This is a genomic window from Duganella kummerowiae (assembly GCF_053572355.1).
Genome location: NZ_JBKFEH010000030.1, coordinates 1 through 21,472 on the forward strand (window position 1 = coordinate 1; position 21,472 = coordinate 21,472).

Here is a 21,472-nt window from a genome sequence, read left to right on the forward strand (position 1 = left end):
ACAGGACCGTGAAACGACTTTGCGCCGATGATAGTGCTGCAACCAGTGTGAAAGTAGGTTATCGTCAGGCTAGTTATACCCAAAGGGGCCCGCTCAGTGATCTGTGCGGGCCTTTTTGCATTTTCAAATCGGAAAACGCTCGATAATCTGGCGCAGCCGTACCAGCACGGTGCGCAGTTCGTGCGCCGGCACGGAACTCAGTCCCAGGCGCAGCGCATGTGGCACGTGGCGTGTCACCGCATACGCCTCCGCCTTGGAGACCGCGATGCCCTGTTCGGCCAGCGCCGTAGCGATGCGGTCCATGCGCAAGTCCTCGGGCAGCCGCAGCCACACCCACAGCGCGCCCGGATGGGCGGTGATGTCCATCCCGGCCAGCACTTCCCGCGCGATCGCCTGGCGCTGTGCGGCTTGCCGGCGTCCCAGCGCCTCCTGGCGGCTCACCGTACCGTCGGCTATCCAGCGCGTGGCCATGGCGGTGATCACACTGGGCAGGCTCCAGTAGCTGGCGCGTATCACGGCCTTGATACGTGCCGCCATGCTATCGGGCGCGACGACGTAGCCAAATCGCAAGCCACTGGCCAGGCTCTTGGACAGGCTGGCGACCAGCACCGTGCGCTCAGGCGCCAGGGCCGCCAGCGGAGGCGGCGCATCGGCTGCCAGGAAGGCATAGGAGACGTCTTCGATCAGCAGGCAGTCATGGCGCCGCGCGATCCCGGCCAGCCGGTTTCTCTGCCCCAGCGTCAACACCCAGCCCAGGGGATTGTGCAGCGTAGGCATCACATACAGGGCGCGGATTTTGCGCTTGCCGCACAGCGCCTCCAGCGCGTCGAGGTCGGGGCCATGCTCCAAGGCTGGAACCGGCGCCAGCGTCCATCCCTGCAACCCGGCCAGCATTTTGAAGCCGGGATAGGTAAGCGCGTCCACCGCCACCGTGTCGCCAGGCCGCAGCAGCGCGCGGGTGGCGATATCCAGGCCCTGCTGCGCGCCGTTGACCAGGAAAATGCATTCCGCGTCCGCCCGTATGCCGCGCTCGCGCGCCAGGAAGCGCGCCACGATACGGCGTTCATGCAGTCGTCCACCTGGCGGCTGCTGGTGCATCAGCGCCGCCAGGTCGCCGCCGGCGGCCAGCTCGCGCAGCATGGAGCGCAGCAGCTCCGCCTGACCCGGCCACGCCGGATGGTTGAACGACAGGTCGGCCGCACTGCCGCTCAGGCGTGCCTCGTCGCCGCCATCCCACACCCGCCCGGGCGGCCGGTCGCGCACGAACGTGCCGCGACCCGTTTCGCCGACCACCAGTCCCATCTCCTTGAGCCGCGAGTACACCTTGCTGGCCGAGGCGATCGCCATGCCGTGTTTCGCCGCCAGTTGGCGGTGGGTGGGCAGGGCCGCGCCGGGGGCCAGCCTGCCGCTGAGGATATCGGCTTCCAGCCGGGCTACCATGAGGGCAACGGGAGACTCTGTCATGCAGCGTATCTAGGACAATTCTTTGATTGTTCCAGTGTAGCGCGTCAGACTGGTGGCAGAAAGGAGTTTCCATGCACCTGTCCGTACTCGATTACCTGCAACGCCAGCTGGCCGGTACGCTGGCCGATGACGACCGTACCCACATGCGCTATCCCACCGCGATCTCCACGCTGCTGGAGTTCCGCCTGGCCGATATCGGCGAGGCCACGGCCGTGCTGGAGCTGGATGCCGACCCGGCCCGCCACGGCAACCAGCAAGGCACGGTGCACGGCGGCCTGCTGTGCGAACTGGCCGACGCCGCCATCGGCACCGCCCACTCCACCCTGATGGCGCAAGGCGAAAGCTTCACCAGCATAGACCTGAAGGCCACTTTTTTGCGCCCGGTCTGGCAATCGCGCCTGCGCGCCCATGCCCGGGCCACGCACCGCGGCCGCAGCATCAGCCACTACCAGTGCGACATCGCGCGCGAGGATGGCAAGCTGGTGGCCACCATCACCAGCGCCGTCATGACCTTGCGCGGCCGGGAAGCGCAAGGACGCTGAGCGGCGGAGATCCTGTCATGGCCCTGTCATGAGCGTATGAGACATTAAAAGTTTGCTCATACTATTATTGGGGATACATCATGTCCGTCTCACTCCGGCCGGCCCGCCTGGCGCTCCTGGTCGCCGCCGCCTTCCCATTGGCTGCCTCCGCCGCCAGCTTCACGTTCAATAACACGAACAGCACCAGCGCCCAGACGCTGGGCGCCGGCAGCAACCAGGCCGGAACCATCAGCGCGAACTCCTCGCTGGTGGTGAGCGGCTCCACCAATGCCATCACCATCTCCGGCAACAACGCCACCCTCACCAACCTGGGCGCCATCAAGCAGACCGGCACCGGCCGCGCGGTGCGCGACAACACTGGTGTGGCCAGCTTTGTCTTCACCAACGGCAGCGGCACCAACAGCACGGCGCTGGTGCAGACCACCACCGGAGACGTGATCCAGATGAACGTGGCCAAGAGCAGCGTGATACTGAATAACTACGGCACCCTGGAATCGCTGAACACCGGCGGCGGCGGCAACCAGGCCGTGGACTTCGCGGCCATCGGCGCCAGCGGCGCCAATACCTTGAACAATTACGCGACCGGCGTGATCAAGGCCACCGATGCCGACGCGGTGCGTCCTGGCGTCAACGGCTATGTGTACAACGCCGGCAAGATCCAGTCCCTGGTGGGCATCAAGGCCAGCGACAGCGCCGACGGCGTGGACCTGCAAACCAACAGCGGCGTGGTGGTCCTGAACGATGCCACCGGCATCATCGACGGCTCCCGCCACGGCATCACCGGCGGCCCCGACACCGATACCGCGTTCACCTTCACCCTGACCAACAACGCCGGCGGCATCGTCCGGGGCAGCAATGGCTCGGGCATCAACTTCGATGGTTTCAGCAGCAAGCAGACTGCCACCATCACCAACCATGGCCTGATCTCCGGTAACGGCGTGACCGGCGACGGCGACGGCATAGACGTGGATGGCGTGGCCACCATCACCAACACCAAGGACGCCGTCATCCGCTCGGTCAATGCCTATAGCCCGGCCGGATCGGGACTGGCCTACAGCGAGGGCATTTCGATCGGCGGCGGCAGCGTCACCAACGCCGGCCTGATCGAAGGCCTGGTCTCGGCCGGCAATACCAACGCGGTGGGACGCGGCATCACCCTGGCCGGTAACGACATCAGCAGCGGTCCCCTGGCGGGCACCCGTGAAGGCCTGTACGCGAATGCCACCATCACCAACCTGGCGGGCGGCGTGATACGCGGCCAGAGCGACTCTGCCATCGTGGTGGTGGGCGCCGCCAACAGCGCCATCGTCACCATCGTCAACAACTCCGGCGCCTCCATCATCGGCGGCGGCGCCAACGCGGCCATTCTTGGCAACAGCAACCGGACCGTCATCACCAATGCCGGCACCATCGACGGCAGCAGCAGCGGCAAGGCCATCGAACTGGGTGCGGGCGTGAACAGCGTGACCATCTCGGGCGGCAACGCCGTGGTCCTGGGCAGCATCAACGGCGGCAGCGGTGGCCAGAACACCCTGGCCATCGCGCCGGGCGCCGGCAACAGCTTCGCGTATGCCGGGTCGATCTCGAATTTCAGCCGCGTGGAATACCAGGCCGGCACCACCACCCTGAGCGGCGTGAGCACCTACGACGGCGCCACCCTGATAAGCGGCGGCACGCTGGAACTGGTGGGCGCCAACCGCCTGTCGTCGGGTAGCGCCCTGCAGCTGGCTGGCGGCACGCTGCGCCTGCTGAACGCCGGCAGTGCAGGCCAGACTTTCGCCAGCCTGTCGCTGAGCGCCAATTCGGCCATCGACCTGGGCCTGAGCGCCATCACCTTCTCCACCTTTGGCGCCTACAGCGCGGGCAGCACCCTGGCCGTGAGCGAGGCCGGCGGCGCCTATGCCTTCCGGGTGCAGGGCGACTGGACCGGCAACGCCAGCTTCCTGGCCCTGGTGGGCGGCACCACCATCGACGGCAAGGCCGCCGTGCTGCGCTTCGACGGTGTCTACACCGACGTTTCCGCCGTACCGGAACCGGCCAGCTACGGCATGATGCTGGCTGGCCTGGCCATGGTGGGCGCCATGGCCCGCCGCCGCCAGCGCGGCTGACTCAATCGCCGCCGCCGCCCTTGCTGATGTTCTCTCCGTCGCTGCGCTTGAGCGACCAGAACGACAGCGAGGACAGGATGGTGATGGCGGCCAGCGTCAGGAATGCCGCGTGCAGGGCTGACGTCAACACCACGCGGTCGCTCTGCGGCACGCCGCCCAGGAACCAGCCCGTGAGCAGCGACCCGAAGGCCAGGCCGAAGCTGGCCGACAGCTGCTGCATGGAGCTGGCGATGGTGCTGGCCATGCTGGAGTCCGGGCCTTCGACATCGGCATAGGCCACGCTGTTCATGCTGGAGAACTGCAGGGAATTGAAGAAGCCCTGGAACAGGCCTATCGCCACGATGGCGTACAGCGGCGTGCCCGCATGAACCAGCGAGAACATGCTGATGGTGACCCCCAGCAGCAGGGTGTTGACGATCAGTACCTGGCGGTAGCCGAAGCGCGCCAGCACCCTGGACGCCATGAATTTCATGCCCATGGCCGAGGCGGCGGCCGGCATCATCAGCATGCCGGACTGCCAGGCCGGCAGGCCCAATCCCAGCTGGTACAGCAGCGGCAGCAGGAAAGGCATGCCGCCCACGCCCAGCCGCGTCACGAAGCCGCCCATCACCGAGACCCGGAAGGTGCGCACCTTGAACAGCGTGAGCCGCAGCAGCGGGTAGGCCACTTCGCGCGAGTGCCAGGCGTAGGCCGCCAGCAGGCTGCAGGCGATCAGCAGCAGCACCATGGCCGACGTGGCGTCCATGGTATGTTCGCCGAACACCTCCAGCAGCCATGACAGCAGGGCGATGCCGGTGCCGAACAGCACCAGCCCGATCAGGTCCAGCGGCCGCGTGCTTTCACCGTGATAGTCCGGCATGTGGCAGTGCGCCAGGTACATGGCCACCAGCCCGACCGGGACGTTGATGAAGAAGATCTCGCGCCACGACATCCAGTGCACGATCAGCCCGCCCACGGTGGGGCCCAGCAGGGGGCCGATCAGGGCCGGGATGATGACGAAGTTCATGGCCGCCAGCAGTTCGGACTTGGGGAAGGTGCGGATGATGGTGAGCCGCCCGACCGGCATCATCATGGCCGCGCCCACGCCCTGCAGCAAACGCGCCGCCACCAGCATGGGGGAATTGAGCGACAGGCCGCACAGCACCGAGGCCAGGGTGAAGATGGCGATCGCGCTCATGAACACGCGCCGGGTGCCATAGCGGTCCGCCATCCAGCCGCTGATGGGGATGCAGACCGCCAGGCTGAGGATGTAGCTGGTCACCACCGCCTTCAGGCTCAGGGGCGTCACATGCAGGCTGGCGGCCATGCTGGGAATGGCGGTGTTGACGATGGTGGAGTCGAGCTGTTCCATGAACAGCGCGGTGGCCACCACCCATGGCAGGTAGCGTTTGGCGGCGGGTGTTGTCATCTTGCTTGGTATTCCTCGTGGTCTGGTCGGCGCCGGAGCCGATACCGATTGTCACATAAAAGCGCCGGCGTGTCCGTCCCGCTACGGAGGGAGGCCGTGTCATGGTGGCGTAACCTGGACAGCGTACCTTGCGGGCATCGCAACGCCGACGGGAGTCGCCATGGATGGCCAGTTCTTGTTACCGCCGCAGCCCGCACCGGAAGCCGGGGCCGAGTTCGGGCCTGAAAACCAGCCGGGCCGGCGCGGCTTCATGCGCCAGGTCGGTTCGGCCATGCTGCTGGGCACGGGAGCGCTGTCGCTGCAGGGCTGCGGCAGCACTCTGGCTGGCGCCGGCGACGCGGCTGGCGCCGATTTCCTGCACGGCGTGGCCAGTGGCGATCCGCTGGCGGACCGGGTGATCCTGTGGACCCGCGTCACCCCGCGCGGCGCCGATCATACCCGGGACATTGCCGTCCAGTGGCGCATGTGCACCGACCAGGCCATGCAGAATGTGGTGGCCTCCGGCAGCGTCGCCACCTCGGCGCAGCGCGACTATACGGTGAAGGCGGACGCCGCCGGCCTCTTGCCGGGCCATGTCTATTACTACCAGTTCGCGGTCAACGAGGTGCGCTCGGCCGTGGGCCGCACCAAGACCCTGCCGCGCAGCGATGTGCGCCAGGTGCGGCTGGCGGTGTTCTCCTGCTCGAACTATCCGGCCGGCTACTTCAACGTGTACGCGGATGCGGCGCGCCAGGACGGCATCGACGCCGGCCTGCACATCGGCGACTACATCTACGAATATGAGCGCAACGGCTATGCCTGCGAACGCGCGGCCCAGCTGGGGCGCCTGTCGGAACCGGCCGGCGTGCTGCTGCACCTGGACGATTACCGCCGCCGCTATGCGCAATACCGCTCCGACCCGGACCTGCAGGCGGTGCACGCCGCCATGCCCTTCCTCACCGTGTGGGACGACCATGAATTTGCCGATGACACCTGGCGCGACGGGGCGGTCGACCACAAGTGCAGCCTGTATGGGCCGTTCTCGCTGCGGCGGGAAGCGGCGCTGACGGCCTACCACGAGTGGATGCCGCTGCGCCTGCCCGAACCTTCCGCGCCGGACAGGATCTACCGTTCCTTCGACTTCGGCGCCGTGCTGTCGCTGCACATGCTGGACACGCGGCTGATCGGCCGCGACCAGCAGCTCATGCTGTCCTCCTACTTCGACGCGCACAAGCACTTCGACGAAGCCAAGTACCGCGCCGACCTGTGTTCCGAGCGGCGCCAGATGATGGGCCAGGAGCAGATGGCCTGGCTGGAAAACCAGGTCGGCAAGTCGCACGCCCGCTGGCAGGTGCTGGGCCAGCAGGTGCTGATGGCGCGCATGGAGCATCCGATGCCGGTGGTGATGGGCCAGTGCAGCCGCACCGATTTCGCGGCGCTGAAAACCCGGGCCGCCAAGGACCCCGCTTGCGTGAAGCCGCATGAGCAGGCCTGGCTGGCGGCCCGCCCGCTGCCCTGCTACCTGGATTCCTGGGACGGCTACCAGCACGACCGTGAACAGGTGTTCGGCATGATGCGCAAGCACCGCAAGAACCTGGTGGTGCTGGCCGGCGACACCCACAATGCCTGGGCCAGCGACCTGCTGGACGCCGAAGGGCGCCAGATTGGCGTCGAATTCGCCACCGCCTCGGTCACCTCGCCCGGCATGGAAGGCGCCTACCGTGACCGCGATCCCGACGACGTGGCCAACATGATGATGGAGTTGATCGCACCCCTGTACTATGCCCAGACCAGCAAGCGCGGCTACATGATCGTCACCGCCAGCCATGAGGAAGTTCGCTGCGACTGGCGCTTCGTCAGCACGGTGCACAGCCGCGAATTCACGGCGGCCACGGAGCGCAGCTTGCGCACGCTGGCGGGACCGGGCAAGCGCTGCATCACCGAGTGCGGCACGGCTTAGGCGGGCTGCTGGCCCCAGCTGTTCTCGAACAGGATCTCGCCGATGGCGCGGCGGCTGTCCCAGCGCTCCAGTTCCAGCATGGGCGCGGTATAGAACTCCTCGACCTGGCCCACGCACAGCACGGCGATGGGCTGGCTGCCTTCCGGCATGCCGCACAGTTCGCGCAGGCGCTGCGGGTCGAACATCGAGACCCAGCCCGCGCCTATGCCCTCGGCGCGCGCCGCCAGCCAGAAGTTCTGCAGCGCGCAGGAAGCCGAGGCCAGGTCCATTTCCGGCATGGTGCGGCGGCCGAAGATATAGTTCTCGCGGCGTTCCATCAGGCCCACCACCAGCACTTCCGCACACTGCAATATGCCTTCCACCTTGAGGCGCATGAAGTCCTCGGCGCGCTGGCCCAGGGCTTGCGCCGTCAGCAGGCGTTCCTCGTTGACGTGGGCGTGGATGCGGCGCCGCAGGCCGCCGTCGGTAATGCGGATGAAGCGCCAGGGCTGCATCAGGCCGACGCTGGGACCGTTGTGCGCGGCCGTGAGAAAGCGCTCCAGCTGTCCCGCTTCCAGCGGCCCCGGCTTGAAGTGGCGCACGTCGCGCCGTTCGCGGATGGCGCGGTACACGCCGTCGATCTCGGCCTGCGGATAGGCGTGCGGGCTGCTCACCGGGGCGCCTCCGCCGTGGGCAGGGCCAGCAGCGCGTCCAGCAGCGGCCGGGTGGCCTCGGCAATGCGTTCCAGGCTGGCGTCGCGCAGCTGGGCGGTATCGACAACGCTGTCGCTGCGCAGGCCGGCCCAGTGCAGCACGGCGGCGCAGGCGTCCGGCGTGTCGAACAGGCCATGCAGATAGGTGCCCATGATCTGGCCATCTTCCGACAGCGCGCCCTCGTTGCGGCCATCGATGAGGAAGGCGGGCCGCCACAGTGCGGGGCCGCGTGATTGGCCCATGTGGATCTCGTAGCCGCTCACGCTGGCGTCGGCAAAGGTGCACGTGCCGCTGACCAGTTCCAGGCGCTTGTAGGCCGCCATTTCGGTACTCATGTCCAGCAGGCCCAGGGCGGGCGTGGAGCCGGCATGGCCTTCCATGCCCAGCGGGTCGCTCACCTCCTTGCCCAGCATCTGGAAGCCGCCGCAAATGCCCAGCAGTTTGCCCCCGTAGCGCAGGTGGCGCGCGATGTGGGCCGGCCAGCCCTGGGCGCGCAGCCAGTCCAGGTCACCGCGCGTGTTCTTGCTGCCGGGGACGATGATGAGGTCCGCCGCCGGCACCGGTTCGCCCTGGCGCACGAAGCGCAGGTCGACGTCGGGATGGGCGCGCAGTGCGTCGAAATCGGTGTGGTTGCTCATGCGGGGCAGGCTGGGCACCACCACGCGGTAGGCGCCGCGCGCGGCCTGCACCGCCTGTACGGCATCCTCGGCATCGAGGAACAGGCCGTGCACATAGGGCAGCACGGCCAGCACCGGCTTGCCGGTCTGCCGCTCCAGCCATTCCAGTCCCGGTTCCAGCAGCTTGATGTCGCCGCGGAAGCGGTTGATGACGAAGCCCTTGACCCGCGCCCGTTCGCTGTCGGACAGGCAGGACAGGGTGCCGACCAGGTGGGCGAACACGCCGCCCCGGTCGATGTCGGCCACGATGATGACCGGGCAGTCGACCGCCTCGGCAAAGCCCATGTTGGCGATGTCGCGCTCGCGCAGGTTGATCTCGGCCGGGCTGCCAGCGCCTTCCACCAGCACGCAGTCGTACTGCGCGCGCAGGCGCTGGTGCGATTCCAGCACGGCTTGCATGGCGACGGTCTTGTACTGGTGGTAGTCGCGCGCATTCATTTCGGCGCGGGCGCGGCCGTGGATGATGACCTGGGCGCCGGTGTCGCTCGAGGGCTTGAGCAATACCGGGTTCATGTCGGTGTGCGGCGCCAGCCCGGCCGCGATGGCCTGCAGCGCCTGGGCGCGGCCGATTTCGCCGCCATCCTCGGTGACGGCGCTGTTGAGCGCCATGTTCTGCGGCTTGAAGGGCGCGACGCGCACGCCCGCGTTGCGGAGCAGGCGGCACAGGGCCGCCACCACGGTGCTCTTGCCGGCGTCCGAGGTGGTGCCCTGCACCATCAGGGTGGGATAGGGGAAGTTCATCTCAGTTCTTGCGGCGCTGGCGCGCCAGTTCCAGTTTCTCGCACAGCAGGGCGGCGCCCTGCGCCATGCGCGGGCCGGCGCGGTTCAGCAGTTCGCCGTCCAGGGTGAACAGGTTGTCGGCGCGTACCGCGCGCATATTGGTGTATTGGCGCCACAGACTGACGCCGCCGTAGTTCTTTTCCGCGGTGCCGAAGATGGCTTCGGGATCGGCCTGCAGCACGGCTTCGATGCTGACCACCGGCGCCGTCACTTTCAGGTCGGCGAAGATGTTGACGCCGCCGCACAGGCGGATCGCGTCGCTGACGATGTGGGCGCCGTTCAGGGTGTACAGCGGCTTGTCCCACACCTGGTAGAACATGCGCACCGGCGGCCGGTTGGCGTACTGCCTGGCCAGGCCGTCGAATTTCTGGCGCAAGTCGGCGGCGGCGGCCCGGGCGGCCGGTTCGGTGCCCATCAGCTGGCCCAGGCGCTCGATGCTGTCCGGGATCTCGTTCAGCTTTTGCGGTTCGCTGTGGTACAGCGGCACGCCCAGCTTGCGCAGGCCGTCGATCTGGCGCTCGAAGCTGCCGTGCATCCAGATCACGATCAGGTCCGGCTTCATGGCGATCACGCGCTCCATGTCGATCTGGCGGTTGTCGCCCACGCGCGGGATTTTCTTGGCCGCTTCCGGATAGTCGCTGTAGGTGACGGCGCCCACGATCTTGTCCGCGCCGCCGGCCGCGAACAGCAGTTCGGTGGCGTGCGGCGACATGGCGATCACGCGCTGGGCCGGCTTTTGCAGGGTGACGGTATTGCCATCGTCATCGCGCACGGTGATGGCCGCGTGGGCCTGCAGGCTGGCGGCGCAGAGGGCCAGGGTGGTGATTGCATGCGCGAGTTTCATCGTTGGCTCCATTCCTTGAGTGCTAGTTGCAGGCGCAGCCAGCCTGCTTCGTCGGGCGGCAGGCCGAGGCGGATGCCGCGCGCCGCGTGTTTGAATAATCGTACCCAGATGCCGCGTTCGGCCATATGGCGCCAGCAGGCTTCCGCTTGCGGTTCCGGCCACCACTGGAACAGGGCGGTGCCGCCGGACTGTATGCCGTGCTGCGCCAGCAGGGCGCGCAGCCGTTCGCCGCTGGCGGCCAGTTGCGTGCGCGTGCTGTGCTGCCAGGCGCTGTCGGCCAGGGCGGCCAGGGCGATCTGCTGGGCCGGGCCGCTGATCGTCCACGGTCCCAACAAGTCCTCCAGCTGGCGCAGCAGGTCCTGGTGGGCGGCGACAAAACCCAGCCGTATGCCGGCCAGCCCGAAGAATTTTCCGACCGAGCGCAGCACGATCAGGCCGGGCTGGCGGCTGTGGGCCGCCACGCTGTTGTGCTGGGCGGTGTCGCCAAAGGCTTCATCCACCACCAGCCAGCCGCCGCGTGCGGCCAGCTGCGCGGCCCAGTCCAGCAGCTGCGCTGCCGGTATCGTGGCGCCGGTCGGGTTGTTGGGGTTGACCACCACCACCACGTCGCTGTGCGGCACGGCCGCAGCCAGCTGGCCGTAGTCGGATTGTGTGAGCGTGTGGCCGTGCCCCTGCCAGTGGTGCGCGTGCTCGGCGTACGACGGTGCGGATACCGTGACGCGCGAGGGGGCGCGCAGCCGGGGCAGGGCCTGGATGGCGGCCTGGGTGCCGGCCACCGGCAGCATCAGCGGCGCGCCGTAGTAGGCTGCGGCGGCACGCGCCAGCGCCGGATCGGGCTCGGGCAGGCGATGCCAGGCGTTGTCTGCGACCTGCGGCGCCGGATACCAGCGCGGGTTGATGCCGGTCGACAGGTCCAGCCAGTCGTCGCGGCCAAAATGGAGCGCCGCATCGCGCAGATTGCCGCCGTGTTCAAGCATGCAGGTACTCCCTCAGTGCGGGCAGCACCAGCACTGCGGCGGCGGCGCAGGCGCACATCAGCCACAGCACGGTGGTGGCCAGCACCAGGTGCCAGGCGCGCGCGATGTCGGTTCCGCGCGCCGGCTGGCCCAGGCCCAGCGGCGGGCGCTGTTCCAGTTTGCCGTCGTACACGGCCGGGCCGCCCAGCTGCACGCCCAGCGCGCCGGCGCCGCTGGACATCACCGGGCCGCCGTTCGGGCTGCTCCATGCAGCGGCCTGGCTGCGCCAGCAGGCCCAGGCGCGGCGCTTGGCCAGCCAGCCCGGCGCCAGCAGCACGTAGGACAGGGCGGTCAGGCGCGCCGGCACGTAATTCATGGCGTCGTCCATGCGAGCGGCGCAGCAGCCGAATTGCAGCAGGCGTGGAGTGCGGTAGCCCCACATGGCATCCAGGGTGTTCGCCAGCCGGAACAGCACGGCGCCCGGACCGCCCGCCACGATGAACCAGAACAGGGTGCCGAATACGGCGTCGTTGCCGTTTTCCAGCAGCGATTCGGCGCTGGCCTTGGTCAGGTCGTTCTCGCTGGCGTTCCCGGTATCGCGGCTGACGATGCGGGCGGTCAGCAGGCGCGCCTGCGCCAGGTCGCCGCGCGCCAGCGCCCGCGCGATCGGCAGGTTGTGCTCGCGCAGGCTGCGCAGGCCGAGGCAGAAGTACAGCAGCACGGCGTGGAGCGCCAGCGCGGCCATGCCGTTGATCTGGCACAGCAGCCAGGCGCAGGCGGTCAACGGCGCTACCGCCAGCAGCCAGGCCAGCACACCGCGCCAGAACCTGGCCTGTCCCCGGTTCAGGCGCCGTTCCAGCGCCGAGGCCAGGTTGCCGAAGCCGGCCAGCGGATGCCAGCGGCGCGCCTCGCCCAGCAGCAGGTCCAGCGCGACGCCGGCCACCATCAGCAGCGCCAGCGCGGGAAAGGACAGGCCGGTCAGCATGGCGCCCCTTTCAGCACCAGCGGCAAACCGGCGGCAATGAAGCGAGCATTTTCGCACAGGGCGGCGGCGGCCTGGTTCAGGCGTCCGGCTTCGTCGGCAAAGCAGCGCGAGATGGCGCCGTAGGGCACGATGCCCAGGCCGACTTCGTTGGACACCAAAATGACGTCATCGGCGCAATCCTGCAGCGCCGCCAGGAAGTCGGCGCGTTCGCGCTGGAAGGCGGGCGGCAGCGGGATCTGGCCCACGTCCGGGTAGTCGGCCTGTTCGCTGAACAGCAAATTGGTCAGCCACAGGGTCAGGCAGTCGACCAGCAGCACGCGGTGGGGCGCGGCCCAGTGGCGCAGCGTGGCGCCCAGCGCCACCGGTTCCTCCACCGTGGTCCAGTGCGCGGGACGCTGCTGGCGGTGATGGGCGATGCGGCCCGCCATCTCGCCGTCGCCCGCGTGGGCGGTGGCGATGTAGATTACTTCCTTGCCGCTGGCGCCGGCCAGCTGTTCGGCGTGGGCACTCTTGCCGCTGCGCGAACCGCCCAGTATCAGGGTGCGGCTCATGGTTGGGCGCCCCGCAGGAACAGCGCCGCCGTGGCGGCCGGATTCGAGGGGAAGTAGGCGTGGAAGTAGGACGCCGTCAGCGAGCCGTGGCGGTACACCGCCTCGCCCTGGGCGCCGGTGGAGTGCTTGACGGTGTGCGTGTGCGGCGCCAGCGGCGTCTCCAGCCTGGAGTAATGGAAGGTATGGCCGCGCAGCTCGCCCTGCGGCCGCTGCAGCGCCTGCGGTCCCAGGCCGGCCAGGCGCTGCTGCATGGCCACCGCGCCGGGCAGCACGCCGGCCATGGCATGGCTGGCCCCGGACTGGTCGGTCAGCGTGGTGGCCAGCGCCATCATGCCGCCGCATTCGGCGTAGATAGGCAGCCCGGCGGCGTGGGCGGCGCGCACCGATGCCCGCCAGTTTGCGGCGTTCGACAGCGTGTGCGCATGCAGTTCCGGGTAGCCGCCGGGCAGGTACAGGGCGTCCGCCCCGGCGGGGATGGCCTCGTCGGCCAGCGGCGAGAACCACGCCAGCGTGGCGCCCAGTTCGCGCAGCGTGGCCAGGTTGGCCGGGTAAATGAACATGAAGGCGGCATCGCGCGCGATCGCGATGGTTTTTCCAGCCAGTAGAGATGTAACGGCGCTGGCCTGCGGTGGTGTGGCGATGGCGGCAGCCGGCAGCGCATCCCAGGCTGCCTGGTCGAATTCCAGCTGGTCCGCCAGCTCATCCAGCAGCGTGTCGATGTCCTGCACCTCGCCCGGCAGCACCAGCCCCAGGTGGCGCTCCGGCAGCGAGCGCGCCTGGCGCGGCAGCGTGGCGAACAGTGGTATGCCGCGCAGTGAAGCGGCGACCATGTTTGCGTGGTTGGCGCTGGCGACGCGGTTGGCGATCACGCCGGCCATGCGCACCGGGCCATAGTCGCGCAGGCCATGCACCAGGGCGCCGGCCGTCTGCGCCATGGCCGAGGCGTCGATCACCGCCAGCACCGGGATGCCGAAGGTGTTGGCGAGGTCGGCGCTGGACGGCGTGCCGTCGTACAGGCCCATCACGCCTTCCACCAGGATGGCGTCCGCCTCGGCGGCGGCTTGCGCCAGCTGGCGCCGGCACGGATCTTCGCCCACCATCCACAAGTCCAGCGAACCGACCGGCGCGCCGCTGGCGCGTTCCAGCACCATGGGGTCGATGAAGTCCGGGCCGCACTTGAACACACGCACGCGCAAGCCCTGGCGCACCAGCTTGCGCGCCAGCGCGGCCGTCACCGTGGTCTTGCCCTGGCCAGAAGCGGCGGCCGCCACCAGCACGACCTTGGCGCTGCTTACCATTCCGTGCCCGCCTGCGCGCCTATGCCGGCCTTGAATGCATGCTTGACTACCGCCATTTCGGTGACGGTGTCGGCCACATCGATCAGCTCCTGCGGCGCACCGCGGCCGGTGATGACCACGTGCTGCATCTCGGGCCGGTCCAGCAGGTCGGCTATCACGGTATCCACGTCCAGGTAGCGGTATTTCAGGGCGATGTTCAGCTCATCGAGCAGCACCAGGCCGTACTGCGGATCGCGCAGGAATGCCTTGGCCTGTTCCCAGGCCAGGCGCGCCTTGGCGATATCGCGTTCGCGGTCCTGGGTCTCCCAGGTGTAGCCCTCGCCCATGGCGTGGAAGCTGACTTCCTCCGGGAAGCGGCGCAGGAACAGTTCCTCGCCGGTGGACATGGCGCCCTTGATGAACTGGACCACGCCCACCTTCATGCCGTGGCCCATGGCGCGGATTGCCATGCCGAAGCCGCTGGAGCTCTTGCCCTTGCCGTTGCCGGTGTTGACGATGATGATGCCGATCTGCTTGTCGGCGGCCTTGATCTTGGCGTCGATGATGGCTTTCTTGCGCTCCATGCGGGCGCGGTGGCGTTCATTGATGCCGGTGTCGTCGTGTTGTTCGCTCATGCGGTGTCCTCGGATGGAATGAAGATACGGCGTGCGCCGTGTTCGATGATGTCGATGGGGTGGCCCAGGAAGTCGCCCAGGATGGGCGCCTGCATCACCTGGTCCACCGGGCCGGCCAGCCACTGGCCGTCGCCTTTCAGCAGCAGGGCGTGGCTGGAGACGCCGTGCGCCAGGGTCAGGTCGTGGCCTATCATGACGGCGGTGCGGCCCTGCTGCCGGCACAGTTTCGCCAGCAGCGACATCACCGACACCTGGTGCGCGAGGTCCAGTGCATTGGCCGGCTCGTCCAGCAGCAGCAGCGGGGTGTCCTGTGCCAGCAGGGCGGCAATGGCGACGCGCTGGCGTTCGCCGCCGGACAGGGTGCGCACATCGCGTTCGGCCAGGTCGGCCACCTCCATTGCTTCCAGCGCGCGGATGGCGGCCGCGTGGTCGTCGCTGCCTTCCCAGTAGCGGTTGTCATGATAGGGATGGCGCGCCGTCAGCACGGTCTCGATGACCGTGTAGGCGAAGGCGTCGCTGCGGCTTTGCGCCAGGAAGGCGCGCTGGCGCGCCAGTTCGGCCAGCGGCCAGGCGGACAAGGCGCGGCCCTGCAGCCGCACTTCGCCCTGGTCGGCCGGACGCAGGCCGGCCAGGGTGCGCATCAGGGTGCTCTTGCCGGCGCCGTTGCGGCCTATGATGCTCCAGCACTGGCCTGCTTCGACCTGCCAGTCCAGCTTGCCGACCAGCAGGCGCGCGCCCATGCGCAGCGTGAGTTGGTGGGTGGAGAGCATCATTTGCGCAGCCGGTGCAATTGGTACAGGAACACCGGGGAGCCGATCAGCGCCGTCACCACGCCCACCGGCAGCTGCTGCGGTGCGATGGCGGTGCGGGCCAGGGTGTCGGCCAGCAGCAAAAAGGTGCCGCCGCCCAGGGTGGCGGCCGGGATCAGCACCCGGTGGTCGGGGCCGACGGCGTAGCGGCAGGCGTGCGGCATGATCAGGCCGACGAAGCCTATGCTGCCGGCCGTGGTCACGGCGCTGGCGGTGAGCAGGCCGGAAATGAAGAACAGCCCCTTGCGCAGGGCGCCCACGCGTATGCCCAGGGTGGCGGCGGCTTCCGCATGCAGCGCCATCACGTTCATGGCGCGCGCGTTGCGCAGCGCGTAGGCCAGGCCGACGGCCAGCATGGTCCACGGCAGCCAGCGCAGCGGCGATCCGGACAGGTCGCCTATCATCCAGAACACCATGCTGCGCAACCGGCTCTCGGGCGCGATCGACAGCATCAGCGTGATCAGGGCCATGCAGCCGGTGGACAGCACCACGCCGGTCAGCAGCAGCTGGGCGGTGCCGCCTTCGGCCGCCGTGCCGCCGCGCAGGTCGCGCCGCGCCAGCAAATACAGCATCATGGATACCGCCACCGCGCCGCCGAACGCCGCCGCGTCCACCATCCAGGCCGCGCACATGAACAGCAGCGCGGCCAGGGCGCCGACCGCGGCGCCGGCCGAGATGCCCAGCACATAGGGATCGGCCAGCGGGTTGCGCAGCAAGGCTTGCATCATCACGCCGGCCAGCGACAGCGCGGCGCCGGTGACGAAGGCGGTCAGGGCGCGGTTCACGCGCAGGTCGAGCAGGGTGGCGGCCAGGCTGTCGGTGGCGCGGCCGAGCAGCAGCTGGTCCAGCGCGCCGGGCAGGTCGGACAGCGGGATGGACACCGAGCCCGTCATGCCCGAGAACAGCAGGCTGGCGGCGGCCAGCAGCAGCAGGCCGCCCAGGGTCAGGGTGGCGCGGCGCCTCAGCTTACGGGAAAAGGTATGCATGCACAGCCTTCATCATTGAAACCGCCGGACGGCGGTCGCTCGTCCGGCAGGGTACACCATTACTTGTAGCCGTAGCGGATGCCGGCGAACACCTTGGAGCCGGCGGTGTTGTAGTAGCGCGCCAGCTCGTAGCGCTTGTCGGCGATGTTATTCCAGCGCACCAGCGCCGACCAGTCGGGCGTGATCTGGTAGGTGGCGTACAGGTTCACCAGGCCATAGCCGCCCAGGCGGTTCTTGTTGGCGGCATCGTCGTAGCGGTCGCCCGACAATTCCAGCTCGGCGCCGGCCTTGAGCGCGCCGATGGCGTAATCCAGTGCGACGTTGCCATGCTGTTTGGCGCGGCGCCCCAGGCGCTTGCCGGTGGTCTCGTCCTTGGGATCCTGCAGGTCGATGCTGCCGCTCAGGCCAAAGGCGCCCAGCTTGCTGCTGCCGGCCAGGGTCAGGCCTTCCAGCAGGGCGTGGTTGACGTTGTAGGCGCAGCTGCCGCCACCGCCCGGGCAAGGGGTGACCGAGACCAGCATGTCGGTCAGGCGGTTGTGGTAGTAGCTGGCGCTCAGGGCGTTCTTGCCGTCGTCATAGCGCAGGCCGAGTTCCGCGTTGCGGCCCTGTTCCGGCTTGTTGGTTTCCAGGCCGTAGCCGGGGTAGTACAGCTCATTGTAGGTCGGCGCGCGGAAGCTGGTGCCGTAGCTGGCGCTGGCGCGCAGCTGCTGGCTGAAGCTGTAGCCGTAGCCCAGCGAGCCGGTATTTTTCGAGCCGTACACCGAGTTGTCGCGGCGTGCGCTGGCGTTCAGCAGGTGGTTGCCACGGCGCGCGCTGTAGGCGGCGGCAAAGGAGTTGGTGCTGCGGTCGCGGTTCAGGGCTTGCGAGCCGTTGGTGTCCACGCTTTCCTTGCGGTGCTCGTACAGCAGCTGCAGCAGGTCGGCGCCGATGGCGATATCGTTCTGCCAGGTATAGTAGGTCTGGCGGGTGTTGATGCGCGTGTAGCCGGCAGCGAGGGCGCTGGTGTAGTTCTCACCCTCGTCGCGCGACTGCGATACCTGCAGCAGGCTGGTCCAGTTGGACAGGATGCGGTTGCGGGTGTAGACCGAGCCGGTTTCCAGTTTCTGTTCGCTGTGGGTGTCGTAGGCCGAGGCGCCGCTGTCGTACTGCGATTCCAGCTTGCTGTACATGAACAGCGCGCCCAGCTCCTGGCCCGGCGCCACCTGCAGGCTGAAGGCGCCGGCGGCATTGTCGCGGTCATAGCCGTCGCGGTCGGCGTTGTAGCTGCTGGTGCCGCTGCGGGTGGAAGAGAAGCCGTCCGATTTTTCCTTGCCGGCGCTGATGCTGTAGCTGAAGGCGTGTTCGCCGCCGGTGGCGCCGGACACGCTGGCGTCGGCTTCGCGGGTTTTATCGCTGCCGTAGCCGGCGAAGGCGGTCACGCTGGGTGCGCCCTTGCCCTTTTTGGTGAAGATCTGCACCACGCCGCCGACGGCATCGGCGCCGTACAGGGTGCTGAGCGGGCCGTAGGCGATTTCAATGTGGTCGATGGCGGTCAGCGGAATGGCCGACCAGTTGGCGGCGCCAGTGGTCGAGGAGCCGATGCGCACGCCATCGACCAGCACCACGGTCTGGTTCGAATTGGCTCCACGGATGTAGACGCTGGAGCTGGTGCCCGGGCCGCCGTTGCGGGCGATCTCGATGCCGCGCTGGCGCTGCAGCAAGTCGACGATGGAGCCGGCGCCGGAGGCGGCGATCTGCTCGGGGCCGATGCTGAGGGTGTCGCTGATGATCTCGCTGGCCGCTTGCGGTGCGCGGGTGGCGGTCACGGTCACGGTGGACGAACCGGTATCGGCTGCGGCAAATGGATGTGCGGCGGCCATGGCCATCGCCAGCGACGTCAGGGCCGCTGGACGGGAAATGCGTAAAGTCATGATGTGAGTCTGGTTAATTGCAACCGGCCGACGTCCCCGTGGGCCAGATTGAACAGAAAGCGCTTGCGCGCTTCCACCTGATTTGGCCGGTATCCGGGCTGGCAAGGGGACCGCCGTAACCTTCCCATGCGGTAGCACAGTGGTTGTGGGAGGCGGTTTGCCGCGATGTCACGCGGCGCTTGTTGACCGTTGCGGGGGCAGCACACGCTGGCCGGTGAGGGCTTCGTGTTTCCCGTTTAACTGCGCCACCGGGCGGCGGCGCGAGCACCAAAACCCCGACATTATACGGTCTAGTCGAGTATCAGTGTCTGGCCGTAGGCGATTTTGTGTGGTGTTTGCGCCGCCTGCAGCGCCATGTCGGGCGGGGGCAGGCCGGCGTGGCGGGCCGCCAGCAGGCGCATGGCGCCGGCGTGGCAGATGAGCAGGGCGTCCTGCTGCTGGCGCTGGAGATCGGCGTAAAACTCCGCCACGCGCTGCGCCATTTGGACCACGCTCTCGCCGCCGCCAGGGCGGTAATGCACCAGGTCGGCGGCCCAGGCGTCGATCTCGGCGCGCGGGATGTGGTCCCAGGCGCGCATCTCCCAGGCGCCGAAGTCCATTTCCATCAGGCGCGGGTCGGCCAGCGGCTCGGGGGAGAGCAGGGCGGCGAGCTCCGCGCAGCGGCGCAGCGGGCTGGTATGCAGCACTGTGTCCTGCTGCAGCCAAGGGCGCAGTTGCGCGGCGCTTGCTTGCAGCAGCCCGGCCGCCACCGGCAGGTCGGTGCGCCCGTAGCAAATGCCGGGCGCTACCTCGGGCTGCGGATGGCGGACCAGGACGATGCGCATCAGAACCAGGCCGCCAGCACGCCCAGGTAGAACACCACTTCCGTGACCTGCTGCACGGCGCCCAGGCAGTCGCCGGTATAGCCCTGGATGCGGGCCACGAATTTACGGGCCAGCCAGGTCGCCGCCATCGCCGCCGCCAGTGCGCCGGCGGCGATGCCGCACCACGGCAGCCACCCAATCCAGCCAGCCGCCAGCGCCGGCAGCAGGGCGCTGAGCGCGGCAATGGAAAATTCGGCGCCACTCATCTTCTGCGCCAATGGCTTGGCCTTGCCTTCGGCGCGCGCGTAGTCCAGGCGCCAGATCAGGGCGGTTGCCATCAGGCGCGAGAGCGGGTGCGCCACGAACAGCGCGGCAATCACGGTGGCGGGCGACAGCTGCGCCAGGGTAGCGCATTTGAGCATGAGCAGCAGCACGATGCCGATGGCGCCGTAGGCGCCTATGCGCGAATCCTTCATGATGTCCAGCACCCGCTCCGGCGTCATGCCGCCGCCGAAGCCGTCGCACACGTCGGCAAAGCCGTCTTCGTGGAAGGCGCCGGTGGCGTAAATGCCGGCGGCAGTGGACAGCAGCACCGCCACCGGCGCAGGGAACAGCCGTATCGCGAGCGTATACACGCCCGCCGTCATCGCCGCCACCACCAGTCCCACCAGCGGAAAGTAGCGCGCGGCCTGGTTCAGCCAGTGCGGCTCGAAACCCACCCAGCGCGGGATGGGCAGCCGGGTGAAGAACTGCAGGGCGGTGAAGAACAGGCGCAGCTGGTGCATGCTTATTCGGACTTCTCGCTGACCTGGGCCGATTCAAAGGTGGCCATCTGCTGCATGAAGTTGACTGCAGCTTGCAGCAGCGGCAGCGCCAGCGCGCAGCCGGTGCCTTCACCCAGGCGCAGGCCCAGCTGCAGCAGCGGTGTGGCGCCCAGCGCCGCCAGCATCTGTTTGTGGCCGCTTTCGTCCGAGCAGTGCGAGAACACGCAGTAGTCCAGGATGGACGGTTGCAGGCGGGCCGCGACCAGCAGCGCGCTTGTGACGATGAAGCCGTCGATCAGCAGTACCATGCGGCGCTCGGCCGCCTTCAGCATGGCGCCGGCCATCATGGCGATTTCCAGTCCGCCGAAGGTGGCCAGCACGTCCAGCGGCGCCTCGATGCCGGCGTGGTGCGCCACGGCCGCCTCGATCACGCGCTGCTTGTGCAGGATGCCGTCGGCGGAGAGGCCGGTGCCGGCGCCCACGCACTGCGCCACCGGGATGCCGGTCAGCTTGTGCATCAGGGCGGCGGCCGCCGTGGTGTTCCCTATGCCCATCTCGCCGAAGCCGACCACATTGCCGTCCAGTTCACCCGCCAGCGCCATGCCGGCCGCCAGGGCGGCCTCGCACTGTTCCCTGCTCATGGCGGGCTGGCGGGCGAAGTTGTGCGTGCCGTGGGCAATCTTGCGGTCCACCAGGCCGTCGCGCGGGCCGAAGTCGTGGTTGACGCCGGCGTCGATCACACGCAGGGTGCAGCCGTTCTGGCGCGCGAACACATTGATGGCGGCGCCACCGTCCAGAAAGTTCTCCACCATCTGCCAGGTCACGTCCTGCGGATAGGCGGACACGCCTTCCGCCACGATGCCGTGGTCGGCCGCGAATACCAGTATGGCAGGCTGCTGCAGTGTGATGGCGCTGGTAGCCTGTATCAGTCCGATTTGACTGGCCAGCGTTTCCAGCGCCCCCAGGCTGCCCAGTGGCTTGGTCTTGTTATTGATGGCGTGGGCCAGCTGGGCCGCCAGGGCATCGCTGGCGGTAGAGGAGATGGTGGGGAGTAACATGGATAAGTAGATAAGCTGAGTGTGGCGCGTATTTTACGCCTTGTGGAAGTCGCCGGGCTTTGCTATGATTCTGTCCCTCGCAAACGCAGCAGCGTAAGCGAGGCAAGCGAAAGAAAACGAAGTGGTTGACGAATTAAATCAAACGCTTCATAATCTCGCTTCTCTGCTGAACGAACACAACGCTTCGTCAGCGATGCAGGGCCAAGAAGTTCTTTAACAATTTACAGTCGATAAGTGTGGACGTTTGATGAGGTGCACGCGCAGTCTACGGATGGCGCGAAACT

At 68.0% G+C, this 21,472-nt stretch carries 19 protein-coding genes and 1 riboswitch; of the genes, 3 read left to right on the top strand and 16 right to left on the bottom strand.

From position 1 onward, the window contains the following. Positions 1-123 precede the first annotated feature (123 nt). Positions 124-1,464 carry an aminotransferase-like domain-containing protein gene (locus tag ACLB1G_RS27485; RefSeq protein WP_491630461.1) on the bottom strand — a complete coding sequence of 447 codons (1,341 nt, stop codon included), beginning with the start codon at positions 1,462-1,464 and terminating at the stop codon, positions 124-126. Positions 1,465-1,535: 71 nt separating this feature from the next. Between ACLB1G_RS27485 and ACLB1G_RS27490 the strand changes: the two genes are divergently transcribed. After that, complete coding sequence (locus ACLB1G_RS27490) at positions 1,536-2,006, top strand: PaaI family thioesterase (protein WP_491630462.1); 471 nt, start codon at positions 1,536-1,538, stop codon at positions 2,004-2,006. Positions 2,007-2,086: 80 nt separating this feature from the next. After that, a complete protein-coding gene (locus tag ACLB1G_RS27495) occupies positions 2,087-4,114 on the top strand; it encodes a beta strand repeat-containing protein (RefSeq protein WP_491630463.1) in 2,028 nt (675 codons plus the stop codon). 1 nt (position 4,115) lies between these two features. Here the strand turns inward: ACLB1G_RS27495 and ACLB1G_RS27500 are convergent, their stop codons facing one another. Then, a complete protein-coding gene (locus ACLB1G_RS27500) occupies positions 4,116-5,522 on the bottom strand; it encodes a DHA2 family efflux MFS transporter permease subunit (RefSeq protein WP_491630464.1) in 1,407 nt (468 codons plus the stop codon). A 160-nt stretch (positions 5,523-5,682) separates the two neighbouring features. On the opposite strand from ACLB1G_RS27500, the gene ACLB1G_RS27505 reads away from it, so the two are divergent. Next, positions 5,683-7,461 carry an alkaline phosphatase D family protein gene (locus ACLB1G_RS27505; protein WP_491630465.1) on the top strand — a complete coding sequence of 593 codons (1,779 nt, stop codon included), beginning with the start codon at positions 5,683-5,685 and terminating at the stop codon, positions 7,459-7,461. Here ACLB1G_RS27505 and bluB read toward each other — a convergent pair. From bluB to cobT, 14 genes are all read right to left on the bottom strand, one after another. After that, a complete protein-coding gene (gene bluB, locus ACLB1G_RS27510) occupies positions 7,458-8,114 on the bottom strand; it encodes a 5,6-dimethylbenzimidazole synthase (protein WP_491630466.1) in 657 nt (218 codons plus the stop codon). The genes ACLB1G_RS27505 and bluB overlap by 4 nt on opposite strands. Continuing rightward, positions 8,111-9,571, bottom strand: coding sequence for a cobyric acid synthase (locus tag ACLB1G_RS27515; RefSeq protein ID WP_491630467.1), 1,461 nt, complete (start codon positions 9,569-9,571; stop codon positions 8,111-8,113). The genes bluB and ACLB1G_RS27515 overlap by 4 nt, the downstream gene beginning before the upstream one ends. Before the next feature lies 1 nt (position 9,572). Beyond that, the gene (locus tag ACLB1G_RS27520) at positions 9,573-10,454 is read right to left on the bottom strand and encodes a cobalamin-binding protein (protein ID WP_491630468.1); all 882 of its coding nucleotides are present in this window, start codon (positions 10,452-10,454) and stop codon (positions 9,573-9,575) included. Beyond that, a complete protein-coding gene (cobD, locus tag ACLB1G_RS27525) occupies positions 10,451-11,431 on the bottom strand; it encodes a threonine-phosphate decarboxylase CobD (protein ID WP_491630469.1) in 981 nt (326 codons plus the stop codon). The genes ACLB1G_RS27520 and cobD overlap by 4 nt, the downstream gene beginning before the upstream one ends. Further along, positions 11,424-12,395: an adenosylcobinamide-phosphate synthase CbiB gene (gene cbiB, locus ACLB1G_RS27530; protein ID WP_491630470.1), complete on the bottom strand. Its 972-nt coding sequence runs from the start codon at positions 12,393-12,395 to the stop codon at positions 11,424-11,426. Before cbiB ends, cobD begins: the two co-directional genes overlap by 8 nt. Then, the gene (cobU, locus tag ACLB1G_RS27535; protein WP_491630471.1) at positions 12,389-12,946 is read right to left on the bottom strand and encodes a bifunctional adenosylcobinamide kinase/adenosylcobinamide-phosphate guanylyltransferase; all 558 of its coding nucleotides are present in this window, start codon (positions 12,944-12,946) and stop codon (positions 12,389-12,391) included. The genes cbiB and cobU overlap by 7 nt, the downstream gene beginning before the upstream one ends. Continuing rightward, the gene (locus ACLB1G_RS27540) at positions 12,943-14,244 is read right to left on the bottom strand and encodes a cobyrinic acid a,c-diamide synthase CobB (RefSeq protein ID WP_491630472.1); all 1,302 of its coding nucleotides are present in this window, start codon (positions 14,242-14,244) and stop codon (positions 12,943-12,945) included. Before ACLB1G_RS27540 ends, cobU begins: the two co-directional genes overlap by 4 nt. Beyond that, complete coding sequence (gene cobO / locus ACLB1G_RS27545; RefSeq protein WP_491630473.1) at positions 14,238-14,858, bottom strand: cob(I)yrinic acid a,c-diamide adenosyltransferase; 621 nt, start codon at positions 14,856-14,858, stop codon at positions 14,238-14,240. Before cobO ends, ACLB1G_RS27540 begins: the two co-directional genes overlap by 7 nt. Beyond that, complete coding sequence (locus ACLB1G_RS27550; RefSeq protein ID WP_491630479.1) at positions 14,855-15,628, bottom strand: ABC transporter ATP-binding protein; 774 nt, start codon at positions 15,626-15,628, stop codon at positions 14,855-14,857. The genes cobO and ACLB1G_RS27550 overlap by 4 nt, the downstream gene beginning before the upstream one ends. Further along, complete coding sequence (locus ACLB1G_RS27555) at positions 15,628-16,653, bottom strand: FecCD family ABC transporter permease (protein WP_491630474.1); 1,026 nt, start codon at positions 16,651-16,653, stop codon at positions 15,628-15,630. Before ACLB1G_RS27555 ends, ACLB1G_RS27550 begins: the two co-directional genes overlap by 1 nt. Positions 16,654-16,712: 59 nt before the next feature. Beyond that, on the bottom strand, positions 16,713-18,563 hold the full coding sequence (locus tag ACLB1G_RS27560; RefSeq protein WP_491630475.1) for a TonB-dependent receptor domain-containing protein: 1,851 nt from the start codon (positions 18,561-18,563) through the stop codon (positions 16,713-16,715). 67 nt (positions 18,564-18,630) lie between these two features. Further along, positions 18,631-18,850: riboswitch (cobalamin riboswitch) on the bottom strand. A 3-nt stretch (positions 18,851-18,853) separates the two neighbouring features. After that, complete coding sequence (cobC, locus tag ACLB1G_RS27565) at positions 18,854-19,387, bottom strand: alpha-ribazole phosphatase family protein (RefSeq protein ID WP_491630476.1); 534 nt, start codon at positions 19,385-19,387, stop codon at positions 18,854-18,856. Further along, a complete protein-coding gene (locus tag ACLB1G_RS27570) occupies positions 19,387-20,151 on the bottom strand; it encodes an adenosylcobinamide-GDP ribazoletransferase (RefSeq protein WP_491630477.1) in 765 nt (254 codons plus the stop codon). Before ACLB1G_RS27570 ends, cobC begins: the two co-directional genes overlap by 1 nt. A gap of 2 nt (positions 20,152-20,153) precedes the next feature. Then, positions 20,154-21,188, bottom strand: a complete 1,035-nt coding sequence (cobT, locus tag ACLB1G_RS27575) for a nicotinate-nucleotide--dimethylbenzimidazole phosphoribosyltransferase (RefSeq protein WP_491630478.1) — start codon at positions 21,186-21,188, stop codon at positions 20,154-20,156. Positions 21,189-21,472 lie beyond the last annotated feature (284 nt).